This window comes from Flavobacterium sp., assembly GCF_036515215.1.
Classification (GTDB): Bacteria; Bacteroidota; Bacteroidia; order Flavobacteriales; family Flavobacteriaceae; genus Flavobacterium.
Genome location: NZ_DATBVQ010000169.1, coordinates 1 through 15859, shown reverse-complemented (window position 1 = coordinate 15859; position 15859 = coordinate 1). Strand labels below are relative to the sequence as shown.

Sequence of the window (15859 nt, the reverse complement as noted above, 5' to 3'; positions counted from 1 at the left end):
TCTATCGCATTTCACACAGTTTTTTTAAACTTCCATATACCGCCAGTTCTACATCGGCATGCTTCTTAGAATTGCATTTTTCCAATAAATCCTTCAATAGTGTAGGTTCTACATTTTGTTTTGCTTCAATCACAAGCAGCAGTTGCTCCGATATTTCACTGAGGCTATTTGACAATGGCAAAAGCGGTTGTACCAGTGGCGCATTGGCACTTAAATTAATTAAATCCACATTCATGCCAATCCATTTTCTAAAAAAGCCAGTAACTAGGGTTTGGTTCGCCATGCTTTTATCTTCTAAATAGGCGTCAACCGCCTTGTCAAAATCATAAGCGTCAGAGGCATCGACGGTACAGGCATCTGCAAATAAAGTAAGAGGTGAATGCATGCGATATTTTTTTCCTCCGCCATTGCGGGAATAATTCTTCAGTGGTTCACATACATTCGATAAATCATTTACCGGGGCTATTGACTGGTTGTTACTGATGTTTCTTAAAATAACTTCTTTGTTTCTGATATGGGTAATCCCAAGTTCTTCCAGTCTGAAAGAAATCGTTTTTAGCCTTTTGTGCAAACTATTCAAATCAGTAACCTCCCCGCTTGACCACAGTCGTTCCGCTATGACTGCAGTTCTAGGCCAAATCCTTGAATCTATGTTTACGGGTGTGGCGAGTTCGCTCCACATGGCCGCTTCTCCTCCCAAAATCCTAGCCTTTTCTTCTGGAGTTAAAGTGCTGTTTTTGGGAATCGGATCATTCAGATAATGTTTTTCAACACCCAGCATTAAGTCAATGTAGTATCCGTTTGATAAAACTGATTGAAAGCCTTTCCTTGCTGCATTGGCAAGTGAACCTTCAGTCGCTAGACCTTGGTTCGTCCCCCTCCAGGCATGAATTATGGCATCCTTGGACATGTTTTCCGTCATTATTTCTTCCCAACCCATTAATTTCTTCCTGTGCTTTTTTAACATCGGAATCAATTGCATGTTAAAATAAGTCTGCAGATCATGGTTGCTTGTCATTTTGTTTCTCTTCTTAAATTCCTGAATCTTGGGATTGGAATTCCATTCCTTACCGTTATTTTCGTCTCCGCCAATATGAAAATAATCACTTGGGAACAATGGGCATACCTCGTCAAAAATTTCACTCAACAGTTCGTAGGTTTTCGGATTGGTGGGGTCTAAGGTTGAATTATAGATGCCCGAGTTTCTCTTTACCGTATAAGGCGCATCAGCGGGCAGCTTACTCCCTATTTCAGGATATGCGGCAAGTAAAGCAGAGGCATGGCCTGGAACATCAATTTCAGGAACAACCAGAATCCCTCTCTCATCGGCATATTTTACGATATTCTTGATTTCCTCCTGCGTATAATAATTGCCGTCCGTTGACAACTCGTTCAATTTCGGGTGTTTTTTCATTTCAATTCTCCAGCCTTGGTCGTCGGCTAGGTGCCAATGGAAAACGTTCATTTTCATTGACGCCATCGCGTCCAGATTTCTTTTGATAACATCTACTGGCAGAAAATGTCTTGCGGCATCGATCATCAATCCTCTCCAGACAAAGCGGGGTGCGTCTGAAATAGCAACGTTAGGGAAATAAAATGAGGCACTCGTATTTTGTAACAATTGTAAAAGCGTTTCCAAACCATGCAAAGCCCCTAAATCTGTTGCGGCATTGATCGCTATTTTGTTCGATTCAACCGTAAGTCGGTAACTTTCGTCTTCGTTTAATTTAATTTCTCCACCGCTGATAATATTTATTTGCAATTGGGCCTCGGGCACTTCATTTGTTTTGGTGAGATAAGCCTGTTCCAGAAACAGTCCCGTTCTCCCGTCCAATCTTCGGACAAATTGGGTTGCACCGATAAAAATTCTCGAATTCGGATTTCCTGTAATATTTACTTTGAAGTCGTTTTTTAAGACAAAACTACCTTCCTTAATATTGATCGTTTGGGGCCAAGGCATCAGGTTTAAATCGTCGAGTTTTATTTGTGCTTTCGAACTGACAACAACGAAAAAAAAGAATAGAATGTATCTCATGTGCTTTTTGTAGGTTTTAATATTATTTCTTGATAGTTCAAAAACGGGAATTGTTTTCATTTATATTCCGTTTTGCACTAATTTATAAAGATATGCATTTTTTAAAAACCGTGTTCATTCAAAAACACTTTTGTCCTTTCTACCAACTATTTTCAGATTTTGATCGAATCAAAATCGTTAGCCCTTAGCCAATGCAATGGTAAAATAAATTTTCAACGACTGCTTAAATTCAACACTTGATTCAAAACAGCCGAATTGTTAAATTAAATTCAACTTTATTTAACAAAAAGTGATTATTATACAATTTTAGTGACATTTATGCAAAATTGTTTTTTTTTAATTTCCTTAACAAATATATTTACGCTCTTGAAAACTAAAAATTAATTAACCATAAAACTTAATTCTTCGACAATTATGAATACAGAACAAACAAAGTCTAATAATTCGGCGTTATATACGCTAATTACCGTGTTTTTCTTTTGGGGATTCATTGGTGCATCAAATGGTATTTTCATACCCTTTTGTAAAGCTAAGTTTGGCTTAGATCAATTTCAAAGTCAGCTTATTGATTTTGCTTTTTATGGGGCCTATTACATTGGTGCGATTTTACTTTTTATATTTAGCAGTCTAGCAAAAAAGGATATCCTAAATGCCTGGGGATTCAAAAAAGGTATTATCTACGGTCTGTTAGTGAGTACTTTTGGTGCGGCAATGATGATATTAGCCGTAACACAAGGTAGTTACTTATTTATTCTTGGAGCATTATTCATTGTGGCTTTGGGTTTTTCTTTGCAACAAACATCTGCGCAACCTTTTGCGGCATCTCTTGGAGAGGCTCATACAGCATCTAGCAGGTTAAACCTCGCCGGTGGAATCAATTCATTAGGAACCACGATAGGTCCAATCGTTGTTTCGATCGCATTATTCGGAGTAATTGCTGGCGTTAATATTGAGGAATTTGCCCAAAAGGAAGATTCTTTGGATTCTATGAGAATTCTGTATGTATTCGTTGGAGGGCTGTTTTTATTAGCAGCGGCACTATTCTTTTTTTCAAAAAAATTACCTTCCGGAAAAAGCGACTCTACTTTTGAGCCAGCAAGCAAAGCGATGAAGACTTTAATTGCCATTACTGTAATTTTGATGGTTGTATTTGGTTATATCTTTTCTCGCTATGAAGATCCGGAGTTTATCAGTCGTTTTATAGAGAATAAAGAAAAGGACTATTTGGGCTTAGGCTTAACCGTTTCTACATTATTGATTGTTGTGGTTGGGTTGTTATTCGCCAACACCAGAGCGCAAAATAATGCTGAGGGATGGGGAGCGATGAAATACCCGCAATTAGTTTTGGGGATGTTGGCGCTTTTCACCTATGTTGGTGTCGAGGTGACAATTGGAAGTAACCTTGGCGAATTGTTAAAGACTGCCGATTTCGGTTCTATAGATGGTCCCGCATTAGCGCCATATATGTCAATGTATTGGGGTAGTTTAATGATTGGTCGTTGGGCCGGCGCGATTTCTGTTTTTAACCCTTCAAATCAACTTAAAAAAATATTGCTAATCGTTGTTCCTTACGTTGCCTTTGGGGTAGTTTTAGCTGCAAATGCCATTTCTGGACAAGACGTTACTCCATTGTATGCTTATGCATTTGTAATCGTGTTTCAAATCGTTGGTTTCTTTTTAGGTAAGGATCAGCCTTCAAGAACATTGATGATCTTTGGTCTAATGGGCATGACAGCCATGTTGATCGGACTGTTCACTACCGGAACAATTGCCATTTTTGCTTTCATGAGCGGCGGTTTATTTCTTAGTATCATGTGGCCATCGATTTTCTCACTTGCTATCGCAGGTTTAGGCAAATATACTTCTCAAGGTTCTGCATTTTTAGTGATGATGATTTTGGGTGGTGGAATTATCCCTCCGCTGCAAGGTAAATTGGCTGATATTATTGGGATTCACACTTCTTATTTCATCCCGGTTTTATGTTTTGCCTTTATTGCATTCTATGGTTGGAAAGTAATCGCAATACTGAAAAAACAAGGTATCGGAAATGAAGTTGAAGTTGGTGTCGCACACTAATATAACCTTCAAAAAACCAACATTATTTATATAAAAAGGGGTTGCAATTTTTAATTCAAAATAGGATAACCACCAAATTTATTTTTGGTGGTTTTTTTATGCCCATCACTTTCGACATTTTAAAATCTAATAACCTCCTTTTTTACGGGGAAATTTATTCTTTCAAAATAACAATTGATTAAAATTTTGTTAGAAAACCAAAATTCAAGCTTGCGTATTAAAAATATGTGTACTTTTGTGCCAATGAATAATACAAGTGTACATACAACTTCTATCTCACGGATAAACAAGACCGCAACTTCTCCCGAAGTACGGATGCTATTAGTATAGTACCCAAAAAGAGTTTTACTTTATTATTTTTATTCATTTTTCATTTTTACCATTTTGAAAATTCAACTGTTAAGCATTGGATTAACATATCCTAAAAAAAAGAACAAATCATTTTATTCGATAACTTTTGTATCCAATTGTTATTCAGTACTTTATTTTTATATTTTTCCGGGTCAATCCAACAACTTTTGGTGTTCAAATTTGAATCTAACTCATTTTTTAACCAAAAAATTCATAGTCTGAAATGAATATCTCAATTATTATAGCTCAGGAAGAACATTTTAAGTACGCACAAATCATTTGCGATACTATAGAATCGTCTGCCCTAATGAGAGGAACCGGAATTGCAAAACGAACACCGGAATACATCCAAAAAAAGATGGAAAACAAGGATGCTGTAATTGCATTAGACAATGGTGTCTTCGCTGGTTTTTGTTACATCGAAAGTTGGCAAGACAGCAATTATGTCGCGCACTCGGGACTGATAGTTCATCCTGATTATAGAAATCTAGGTTTAGCAAAAAAAATCAAATCTAAAGTTTTTGACTACTCCATGGAAAAATACCCGAATGCTAAAGTGTTTGGAATCACGACAGGACTGGCGGTAATGAAAATAAATTCGGAGCTCGGATACAAACCTGTCCCCTTTTCTGAATTGACAACGGATCCAAGTTTTTGGAAAGGATGCCAAACCTGCACCAATTATGAAATTCTGAAAAGCAAGGACAACAAAATGTGCTTGTGCACCGGAATGTTGTTCGACCCTAAAGACAAACCCAAGGATCCGCCAAAGCATCCGTTTAATGTCCGGATTTGGAATAGACTAAAAAAGATTAAACAAGCTCTCTTCTTAGAAGATTAAGTAGAATAAAAAGATAACCAGCTAATGGCATGAAAGTAATTAGCAAATAATAGCACAATTAAAATGAAAAAAGTAGTATTAGCATATAGTGGAGGTTTAGACACCTCATATTGTCTCAAATATTTGAAAAACGAAAAAGGATACGAAGTTCACACCGTATTGATCAATACGGGCGGCTTTGATGATGAGGAATTGGCGGCTATTGAAGAAAGAGCTTACGAGTTGGGAAGCGCAAAACACGCTAACCTTACCATCGTTGATAAATATTACGATAAAGCCATTAAATATCTGATTTACGGGAATGTCCTGAAAAACAACACCTACCCTTTATCGGTTAGCGCAGAAAGAGTTTTTCAGGCCATTGAGGCGATCAAATATGCGAAGTCTGTCGGCGCGGAAGCTATCGCTCACGGTAGTACAGGCGCTGGGAATGACCAAATCCGTTTTGATTTGATTTTTCAAACCATCGCTCCAGAAATTGAAATCATCACCCCAATCAGAGACTTGAAGTTATCAAGACAAGAAGAAGTAGATTATTTGTCAAAAAATGGAGTACATTATTCTTGGGAAAAAGCGCAATATTCCATCAATAAGGGACTTTGGGGAACAAGCGTTGGCGGTAAGGAAACGTTGACTTCAAGCCAACCGCTTCCCGGCGAAGCCTACCCTTCGCAATTGCAAAAAGAAGGCGAAGAGAAAGTAACTTTACATTTTGACAGAGGACAATTAGTGGGTATCAACGGTAAAATCGATGCTCCCACCAAAAATATCGTCATTTTAGAAAAACTGGCTAATGCCTATGCAATCGGCAGGGATACTCACGTAGGCGACACTATTATAGGCATTAAAGGAAGAGTAGGCTTTGAGGCTGCAGCTCCCCTAATTATCATCAAAGCGCACCATTTACTGGAAAAACATACGCTTGGAAAATGGCAGCAATACTGGAAAGAACAACTAGGGAACTGGTACGGAATGTTATTCCATGAAGGACAGTTTCTTGATCCCGTAATGAGAAATATCGAAGCTTTCCTGGAGGACACCCAGAAAACGGTAAACGGAACGGTGACGGTATCGCTTAAACCGTATCATTTTACACTTGACGGAATAGAATCTGATAATGACTTGATGAATACCGGTTTTGGACAATATGGTGAAATGAACAACGCCTGGACATCAGATGATGCCAAAGGTTTCATCAAGATTTTAGGAAATGCGCAAAATATTTTTTCATCGGTAAACAACATAAGCTATGATTAATGTTGGAATAATAGGAGGTTCAGGATATACTGCAGGGGAGCTAATCAGAATTTTGATGTTTCACCCTAACACTAAACTTGATTTTGTTTACAGCACAACTAATGCGGGAAAACCACTTTCTGTGGCGCACCATGATTTGATGGGCGATATAGAAATGAACTTTACAGACACGGTGAATCCGGATGTAAACGTGGTTTTCTTGTGTTTGGGGCACGGAAAGTCAATTTCATTTCTAAAACAAAATCAATTTGCAAGTCATACCAAAATCATCGATTTAGGAAACGACTTCAGATTGACGGATGACAAGGACTTCAACGGAAAATCCTTTGTTTACGGTTTGCCTGAACTCAATAAAACCATCATAAAAAATGCGCAATACATCGCGAATCCGGGCTGTTTTGCAACCGCCATTCAATTGGCCCTGTTGCCGCTTGCAGCAAATGGATTGTTGAATGACGACGTACATATCAATGCGACTACCGGAAGCACGGGAGCTGGGGTTTCACCTTCAGAAACTACACATTTCAGCTGGAGATCAAACAATATGTCCCATTACAAGGCTTTTAATCACCAACATTTAGGTGAAATAAACCAAAGTGTCAATCAATTGCAGTCTTCGTATTCTGACGAATTAATTTTCGTGCCAAACAGAGGGGATTTTGCCAGGGGAATCTTTGCCACTCTTTACACATCAACGGATGAAAATTTGGAAGATTTGGTCGCTAAATTTGAGGGTTTTTATAAAGACCAGCCTTTTGTGACAGTAACAACTACGAGCATCAATATGAAACAAGTGGTTCAAACCAACAAATGTATCATTAGCCTAATGAAAAAAGGTAACCGGATATTGATTACTTCAATAATCGACAATTTGGTAAAAGGCGCCTCTGGACAAGCGGTCCAAAACATGAATTTAATGTTTGGGTTGGATGAAACCACAGGATTGCATTTGAAACCATCCGGATTCTAAAATAAATTAAAAGATTGAAGGATTTAATAATTTAAAAATTAGCAAATCTTGTAAGTTTAAAATTCATTCTAACATAAAAATGAATCTTTAAATAATTCAATTTTTAAACCTTAAATATAAAAAAATGAACTTATTTGACGTTTATCCATTATACCCTATTACGCCTGTAAAAGCGTTAGATTGCATCATTACAGACGATAAAGGAATCGAATATTTAGATTTATACTCCGGTCATGGAGTGATTTCTATCGGACACACACAACCGGATTACGTTGCAAAAATAAAAGCGCAATTGGATGATTTGAGTTTTTACTCGAATGCAATTAAGAATCCATTACAAGTAGAATTGGCCGTAAAATTAGGAAAAGCTTCTGGCCTGCCAGATTACAGCTTGTTTTTATGCAGTTCTGGGGCGGAAGCCAATGAAAATGCTTTGAAAGTGGCGTCTTTTCACACAAACAAATCGAGAGTGATAGCTTTTGACAATTCGTTTCACGGAAGAACTTCGGCGGCTGTTGCCGTTACTGACAACAAAAAAATTGTAGCTCCATTAAACGCCCAACAAGCGGTAACCTTTTTGCCTTTGAACCAAATTGAATTGGTGAAAGCCGAATTGAAAAAAGGTGATGTTTGTTCGGTAATCATCGAACCAATTCAAGGTGTAGGTGGTTTAGATCAAGGAACAACCGAATTTTTCCAAGAATTGGAAAAAGTTTGTAATGATCATGACGTCGTTTTAATTTTGGACGAAGTGCAATCCGGTTACGGAAGAAGCGGAAAATTCTTTGCTCATCAACACCATGGAATCAATCCCGATATCGTCACAACGGCCAAAGGAATGGGGAACGGTTTCCCCATTGGAGGTGTTTTAATTTCACCTAAATTCAAAGCTAGTTACGGATTACTAGGAACAACTTTTGGCGGAAGTCATCTAGCTTGTGCTGCCGGTATTGCCGTTTTGGACGTGATGGAAAATCAAAAACTAATCGAAAATACAAATAAAGTATCGGAATACTTTTTTGAAGCTATTAAAGTGATTCCTGAAATCATAAAAGTAAAAGGAAGAGGATTGATGCTGGGCGTGGAGTTTGATTTTGACGTAAGTACCCTGAGAAAGAAAATGATTGTTGAAAAGCACATCTTTACAGGTGGTGCCAACAACAAAAATCTGTTGAGAATCCTTCCTCCGTTGACAATTACAACTGACGCAATTGATACTTTTATCGTTGCCTTGCAAGAATCATTAGCAGAACTAAAATCATAAAATGAACACATTATTATCCATAGAAAAAAGAAATGCGGTATTAAGTAAAATGGCCGCTCTTCTCGAACAAGAAAGGGCCAGTCTCAAGTCGATTAACCAGCAGGATTTAAACAATTATTCTGGTGATGATTTGGCTATGGAAAAGAGATTGCTTGTAGATGATGCCAAGATTGACGGGATGATCCTTTCCCTGCAACAATTGGCAAGTCAAGAAGATCCTATAGGTAAAGTACGTTTTGATTTTATCCATGATAATGGTTTAAAAATCAGCAACAAAACAGCTGCTTTTGGCACCATTCTCATCATATATGAATCCCGTCCTGACGTAACTGTTGAGGCGGGTGGAATTGCTTTTAAATCTGGAAATAAAATCCTGTTGAAAGGCGGCAAGGAATCACTGCTTTCGAACCAAAAGATTGTCAGTCTTTGGCATCAAGCCTTGACGGACATCGAAGTTGACAGTTCATGGGTCGAATATTTGAATTATGACAGAAAGGAAACTCAAGCTTTCCTGGAAAAACCGACACAAAAAGTGGATTTAATTGTCCCTCGTGGCGGTGAAAACCTAATCAATTTTGTGAAAAAGCACGCAAGCTGTCCAGTCATCGTTAGCGGAAGAGGAAACAATTTTGTGTACGTAAACAGGGAAGCAGATCTTGACCGAGCGATGGCAATCATCATTAACGGAAAGACCTCAAACATATCGGTTTGTAACGCTTTAGATAAAGTGTTGATTGACACTAATCTTCCCAACTGGGAAATCTTCGCGAAGCAATTAATAACTGAATTGCAACTGCTTAATGTCAACGTTCTGGGCGACGCTTCGGTTTCAGACGCAACGCAAATTCCTTGTATCAAAAACGATTTGATTTGGCACGAAGAATTCTTGGATTACAAAATTGTTATTGGCACAACCAATTCTGATCAAGAAGCAATTGATAAAATAAATAAATATTGTGGAGGTCATTCCGCCTCCATAATTACGAAAAATGAGGTTACCGCTCGGGAATTCATGGATAACGTTGATACTGCGGCAGTGTATCACAATGCGTCGACACGGTTTACCGATGGCGGTCAGTTTGGCCTAGGTGGGGAATTGGCGATAAGCACAGATAAATTGCACCAGCGTGGACCTATTGGCCTGCAGCATCTCGTTACAAATAAATGGTATATTTACGGTGACGGGCAGATTCGATAAAAATTGAAAGATTAAAAGATTAAAGTATTACAAGATTGAGGAAAAAAAATTTTAAATCTTTCAATTTTTAAATTAAAAAATAATGGCAAAAAAAAGAATATTATTAAAGATTGGAAGCAATACCCTAACCAAGGAAACCAATCACATTTCCAGGGGAAAGATTGAGGATATTGGGATGCAAATCGCGGCCTTAAACGACCAATACGAGTTCGTGATTGTGAGTTCTGGCGCGATAGCGGCCGCAAAACAATTTGTGAAACTGGAAAGTAACGGCAAGGAAATAATGGTCAAACAGGCATTGGCTTCCATTGGACAGCCCCATTTGATGCGCATATTTCACGAAAATTTCAGCGATCTAGGATTGTTGACCTCGCAATGTTTATTATCATATTCTGATTTTGAAAGGGCGCAATCAAAAGTCAACATCGTGAATACCATAAACGTTTTAATCGAAAACAATTACATTCCGATTATCAATGAAAATGACACCGTGGCAACGGACGAAATTCAATTTGGCGACAACGATAAACTGGCGGCATTAACTGCTGTTCTGTTGAATGTGGATATTTTAATAATTGCCACAAATACCAATGGAATTTACACCAAATCATCGATTCATAATGAAATCCCTGAAACCATTTCATTGGTAACCGATTTGCAGCTGATGCAACAAGAAGTGGGTGATTTGAAATCATCCCACGGAACCGGCGGAATGCAATCAAAAATCGAGGCGGCCGCAATTGCAAAAGCGGCTAATATCGAAACTTGGGTGGTCAATGGATTGAAAGACAATTTTATTTTGAATGCAATAAAGAATACTGTTCCATTTACAAAGATTTTGTAAAATGGTAATTTGTTTAATCAAATAAACGATTTAGCAAATTACCGATTAAACTATAAAACAATGAACTACATATCAGTACAAAATATCGATTCCCTTTCCGAATGGGTAAAGGCAGCTTTAAAAATAAAAAAGAAGCCTCTTAAAAACAAAAAACTGGGAAAAAATAAGACCTTAGGGATGCTTTTTTTCAACCCCAGTCTGAGGACTCGTCTGAGCACCCAGAAAGCAGCTCTAAACTTGGGCATGAACGTCATGGTGATGAATTTCACCAATGAAGGCTGGACTCTGGAGTTTGAAGACGGGGCTATCATGAACCAAGGCGCTTCTGAGCACATCAAGGAAGCCGCCGAAGTGGTGTCGCAATATTGCGACATTATTGCCGTAAGGGCTTTTGCGGGTTTGGTCGACAAGGAAAAGGACAATGCCGAAACCGTTTTGGCGGGTTTTCTTAAGTTTGCCACAGTGCCAATTGTCAATATGGAAGGCTGTACGGGACATCCACTACAAGCACTCGCAGATGCGATAACCATCGAAGAACACAAAACCAAGCACAGACCAAAAGTGGTTTTGTCCTGGGCACCGCATCCTAAAGCTTTGCCTCAGGCTGTAGCCAATTCTTTTGTGGAAATGATGCAGTTACAAGATTCCGACTTTGTTATCACACATCCCGAGGGATATGAATTAAATCCCGAAATCACAAAAAATTCCGTTATCGAATACGACCAAAACAAGGCTTTTGAAAATGCCGATTTTATCTATACCAAAAACTGGAGCAGTTACGCTGATTACGGGAAAATCACCAATTCGGATCCCAATTGGACCGTTACCGCCGAGAAAATGGCGCTGACAAACAACGCCAAATTCATGCACTGTTTGCCAGTAAGACGTAACGTCATAGTCACTGACGAGGTACTGGACAGTGACAATTCGATTGTCATCGAACAAGCAAACAACAGAACCTATGCAGCGCAATTGGTGTTGCAAAAAATATTAAGTCTCTCCCCGTCCCTCTCCAAGGGAAAGGAAGAAAAAAAGAAAAAGAATGGAAAATAGAAAACCATTATCAATAATAAAAATTGGAGGAAACATCATTGACGACGCTTCGGAATTAAGTCAGTTTCTCTCTGATTTTTCAAAGATTCAAGGTCATAAAATTCTCGTTCATGGGGGTGGAAAATCAGCTACCAGAACGGCAAAAAGTATTGGTCTCATTCCCCAAATGATTGACGGCCGTCGCATCACCGATGCTAACATGCTCGATGTGGTAGTCATGGTTTATGCCGGTCAAATCAACAAAAACATCGTTGCCCAACTGCAGGCCAACGATACCAATGCTATCGGTTTTTCGGGAGCTGACGGGAACTTAATCCAATCCGAAAAAAGAAACCATCCCATAATCGATTACGGATTTGTGGGCGATGTGCAAAAAGTGAACACTCCCCTATTGCAAACTTTAATTTCAAGCGGAATTGTCCCTGTATTTTGTGCCATTACGCACGATAAAAAAGGGCAATTATTGAACACCAATGCTGATACCATCGCCAGCGAATTGGCGATTGCTCTATCGGAAGTTTTTGAAGTGACGTTGAATTATTGTTTCGAAAAACCTGGCGTTTTGTACGATGCCAAGGATGATTCTTCGGTAATTGAAAAAATGAATCAAGAGTTGTATGCCAAATTAAAGAGCGAGAAAGCCATTCACTCAGGCATGATTCCGAAACTGGATAACTGTTTCAACAGCCTGTCAAAAGGTGTCCAGAAAATAAAAATTGGCCATCACAAAATGCTAAAAAACACAAACGCTATTCATACCAGCATCGAACTATAAAAGTTAGCCAAGTCCTTAAAAAAGTATACTGGCAAAACATAATAAAATATGAAAAACACAGAAACACTCACCCAGGAAGCCATCACTTTATTGAAAAATCTGATTGAAACCCCGTCTTTTTCGAGCGAAGAGGAACACACCGCGGCTTTAATCGAAAAATGGTTTGTAGTAAACGAGATTCCTTTCGAGAGAGAAAACAACAATATCTGGGCATACAACGCCACTTTTGACAAAAGCAAACCGACCTTACTATTAAATTCCCATCACGATACCGTGAGGCCAAACCAAGCCTATACAAAAGATCCTTTCAAAGCGATTGTCGAAGAAGGGAAATTATACGGTTTGGGAAGTAATGATGCGGGAGGCTGCCTAGTTTCGCTTTTGGCCACTTTTGTACATTTCTATGCTTCCGAAAACTTGCCTTATAACATTGTAATGGTGGCATCCGCAGAAGAAGAAAGCAGCGGTAAAAAAGGATTGAACAGCGTTCTCAAGAGATTGCCTGAACTGGAATGCGCCATTGTAGGCGAACCAACTTTAATGCAATTGGCCATTGCCGAAAAAGGTTTGTTGGTTCTTGATGTAAAAGTAAAAGGAACGCCAAGTCATGCGGCGCACCAGAATGATGACAATGCTATCTACAAAACAATTCCTGTTATGGAATGGTTTAAAAACTATCCATTCGAAAAAATATCCGAGCAACTAGGACTGGTGAAAATGACCGTTACCCAAATTAATGCGGGAAAACAACACAATGTGGTTCCGTCAGAATGTGATTTGGTTGTTGATATTCGTGTTAACGATTGCTATACCAACCATGAAATTTTACAAATCGTAAAAGAAAATGTCAATGCTGATGTAACGCCGCGTTCCATGAATTTGAGTTCCTCCTCCATCCCCGCTTCACATGGCCTGGTAAAGGCAGGAATTGCGCTGGGCAGAACTACTTACGGCTCTCCTACCCTTTCTGACCAATCTGTCTTGAGCTGTAAATCGCTAAAATTGGGTCCCGGAGACACTTTGCGATCGCACTCGGCTGACGAATTTATATATTTGTACGAAATAGAAGAAGGAATCCAACTGTATATCAAAATGCTCGAGGATTTTTTAAAGCAATAAAATAATTAGGAGCTATTTCCTGCTATCCGCTCTATCTTTCCCTGCTTAAAGAAAGCAGGAAAAGGATGTTGCTACTATCAGGGCTAAAGGATCTGGAAATTAAATAAACACACTATTTTAGTTTCAAACCAACAACTTGAAACTTTAAACCTGAAACAAAAAAAATATGAAACTTTGGGAAAAAGGAATACCGACAGATAAACTAATAGAACAGTTCACCGTTGGAAACGACAGGGAACTGGATTTGGTTTTGGCCAAATACGACGCATTGGGTTCGATTGCACATGCAAAAATGCTTGGGAAAATCGAGCTTCTTACAGATGCCGAAACCGTTTCACTGGTGTTGGCCTTGGAAGAAATCATAGCTGATGTCGAAAAGGGAAACTTCGTAATCGAAGATACTTTTGAAGATGTACATTCCAAAATTGAATATTTACTGACGGTAAAACTGGGAGATGCAGGGAAAAAAATCCATACTGCACGTTCAAGAAACGACCAAGTTTTAGTCGACGTCAATTTGTATTTAAAAGACGTTGTCAAAGAGCTTAAAGAGCAAGTCAAAACACTTTTTGATTTGCTTATGGAATCTGCCGAGAAATATCAAAATGTATTGTTACCTGGATATACGCATCTGCAAATTGCCATGCCATCGTCTTTCGGTATGTGGTTTTCTGCTTATGCCGAAACTTTAATTGATGACATCACGATGTTGAATGCCGCTTTGAAAATTGTAGATCAAAACCCGTTGGGTTCCGCTGCAGGTTACGGAAGCTCGTTCCCTATCAACAGGACATTCACAACGGAAGCTTTAGGTTTTGAAACCTTAAAATACAATTCGGTTGCCGCCCAAATGAGCCGTGGAAAATCCGAAAAAACACTGGCCTTTGCCATGAGTAGTGTCGCCGCTACCCTAGCTAAATTTTCTATGGACGTGTGTTTGTATATGAGCCAGAATTTTGATTTCATCGGTTTACCTGCGCATCTTACCACCGGATCGAGCATCATGCCGCACAAGAAAAATCCCGATGTATTCGAATTGATTCGTGGTAAATGCAACAAGATTCAGGCCTTGCCATACGAAATCACCTTGATCACCAATAACCTCCCGAGCGGTTACCACAGGGATTTGCAATTGTTGAAAGAAGGACTGTTTCCGGCGATTCAAAACCTGCAGGCCTGTTTGGATATCGCCATTTTCTCCATCAAAGACATCAAGGTGAAAGACAACATCCTCGCAGATAAAAAATACAATTATTTGTTTACTGTAGATACTTTAAATGAAATGGTTGTGGCTGGAATACCATTTAGGGATGCATACAAAGCCGTTGCGGAACAGCTGGAAAACGGTACTTACGAATCGCCAAAGGCAACGAAACACACCCACGAGGGAAGCATAAACAATTTGTGTTTGAATGAGATAAAAGATAAAATGAATCTTGCTTATTAAACAACAAGTCCATTTTATAAATACAACGCACTGTCACACGGTGCGTTTTTTTATTTCTTAATTTAAATCGGTAAAACGAAGAGGATACCAAATGTTAAAAAAAAGAAGGAATAATGTATATTTGATAAAAGTAATAATAAAAAAATATGGGGAGATTTGAAGAAAATGCCACAAATAGACTTTTTGAGAAAAATTTAATTGGCAAAGAGCAAATGTATCAAATCACGGCCCACCGAGATTTGAATATTTTTTCTGTTCATACCGAACTCAAACTTTTCTTATACCTCTCCGTTTTATTGTTTACTTCCGGCGTTGGTATATTAATCTATGAAAACATTGACAGCATTGGCCACATTGCCGTTCTTACTTTGTTACTAGTGGTAACTATAATTTGTTTTTATTTCAGTTTTAAAAATGCCCCAAAATTTAAAAAAAGTCAAACCAGTTTTGAAAACCCCTTATTTGACTATCTAATTCTTGCCGCACTACTTTTGAGCTGCATTTTTATAGGATATTTACAATTTCAATATACGGTATTTGGTACGCATTACGGCTTGGCCACTTTGATTCCCACAGCAATTGGATTCTTTTGCGCCTACTACTTTGACAATAAAAGCATCTTATCTATT

General features: G+C 38.6%; 13 protein-coding genes. 12 read left to right on the top strand and 1 reads right to left on the bottom strand.

Annotated features, from left to right (window positions below; all coding sequences use genetic code 11):
* Nucleotide 1: 1 nt before the first annotated feature.
* Nucleotides 2-2035, bottom strand: coding sequence for a beta-N-acetylhexosaminidase (locus tag VIH09_RS11415; RefSeq protein WP_414656156.1), 2034 nt, complete (start codon nt 2033-2035; stop codon nt 2-4).
* A 414-nt stretch (nt 2036-2449) separates the two neighbouring features.
* On the opposite strand from VIH09_RS11415, the gene VIH09_RS11410 reads away from it, so the two are divergent.
* The 12 genes from VIH09_RS11410 to VIH09_RS11355 all read left to right on the top strand — a co-directional run.
* The gene (locus VIH09_RS11410) at nt 2450-4111 is read left to right on the top strand and encodes an MFS transporter (RefSeq protein WP_331581051.1); all 1662 of its coding nucleotides are present in this window, start codon (nt 2450-2452) and stop codon (nt 4109-4111) included.
* Between the two features lie 574 nt (nt 4112-4685).
* The gene (locus tag VIH09_RS11405) at nt 4686-5303 is read left to right on the top strand and encodes a GNAT family N-acetyltransferase (RefSeq protein ID WP_331581049.1); all 618 of its coding nucleotides are present in this window, start codon (nt 4686-4688) and stop codon (nt 5301-5303) included.
* 63 nt (nt 5304-5366) lie between these two features.
* Nucleotides 5367-6560, top strand: a complete 1194-nt coding sequence (locus tag VIH09_RS11400) for an argininosuccinate synthase (protein WP_331581047.1) — start codon at nt 5367-5369, stop codon at nt 6558-6560.
* Nucleotides 6553-7530, top strand: a complete 978-nt coding sequence (gene argC / locus VIH09_RS11395) for an N-acetyl-gamma-glutamyl-phosphate reductase (RefSeq protein ID WP_331581045.1) — start codon at nt 6553-6555, stop codon at nt 7528-7530. The genes VIH09_RS11400 and argC overlap by 8 nt, the downstream gene beginning before the upstream one ends.
* Nucleotides 7531-7654: 124 nt before the next feature.
* Nucleotides 7655-8794 carry an aspartate aminotransferase family protein gene (locus tag VIH09_RS11390; protein WP_331581043.1) on the top strand — a complete coding sequence of 380 codons (1140 nt, stop codon included), beginning with the start codon at nt 7655-7657 and terminating at the stop codon, nt 8792-8794.
* Between the two features lies 1 nt (nt 8795).
* Nucleotides 8796-9992 carry a glutamate-5-semialdehyde dehydrogenase gene (locus tag VIH09_RS11385; RefSeq protein ID WP_331581041.1) on the top strand — a complete coding sequence of 399 codons (1197 nt, stop codon included), beginning with the start codon at nt 8796-8798 and terminating at the stop codon, nt 9990-9992.
* Between the two features lie 82 nt (nt 9993-10074).
* A complete protein-coding gene (gene proB, locus VIH09_RS11380; protein ID WP_331581039.1) occupies nt 10075-10836 on the top strand; it encodes a glutamate 5-kinase in 762 nt (253 codons plus the stop codon).
* A 60-nt stretch (nt 10837-10896) separates the two neighbouring features.
* Nucleotides 10897-11889 (top strand): N-acetylornithine carbamoyltransferase, encoded by a 993-nt coding sequence (locus VIH09_RS11375; RefSeq protein ID WP_331581037.1) that lies wholly within the window; start codon nt 10897-10899, stop codon nt 11887-11889.
* Nucleotides 11879-12664, top strand: coding sequence for an acetylglutamate kinase (gene argB / locus VIH09_RS11370; protein ID WP_331581035.1), 786 nt, complete (start codon nt 11879-11881; stop codon nt 12662-12664). Before VIH09_RS11375 ends, argB begins: the two co-directional genes overlap by 11 nt.
* A gap of 48 nt (nt 12665-12712) precedes the next feature.
* On the top strand, nt 12713-13783 hold the full coding sequence (locus VIH09_RS11365; RefSeq protein ID WP_331581033.1) for a M20 family metallo-hydrolase: 1071 nt from the start codon (nt 12713-12715) through the stop codon (nt 13781-13783).
* Between the two features lie 166 nt (nt 13784-13949).
* Nucleotides 13950-15230, top strand: a complete 1281-nt coding sequence (argH, locus tag VIH09_RS11360; protein ID WP_331581030.1) for an argininosuccinate lyase — start codon at nt 13950-13952, stop codon at nt 15228-15230.
* A 146-nt stretch (nt 15231-15376) separates the two neighbouring features.
* Nucleotides 15377-15859: DUF2157 domain-containing protein (locus VIH09_RS11355; RefSeq protein WP_331581028.1), on the top strand; the 483-nt coding region annotated here is incomplete at its 3' end.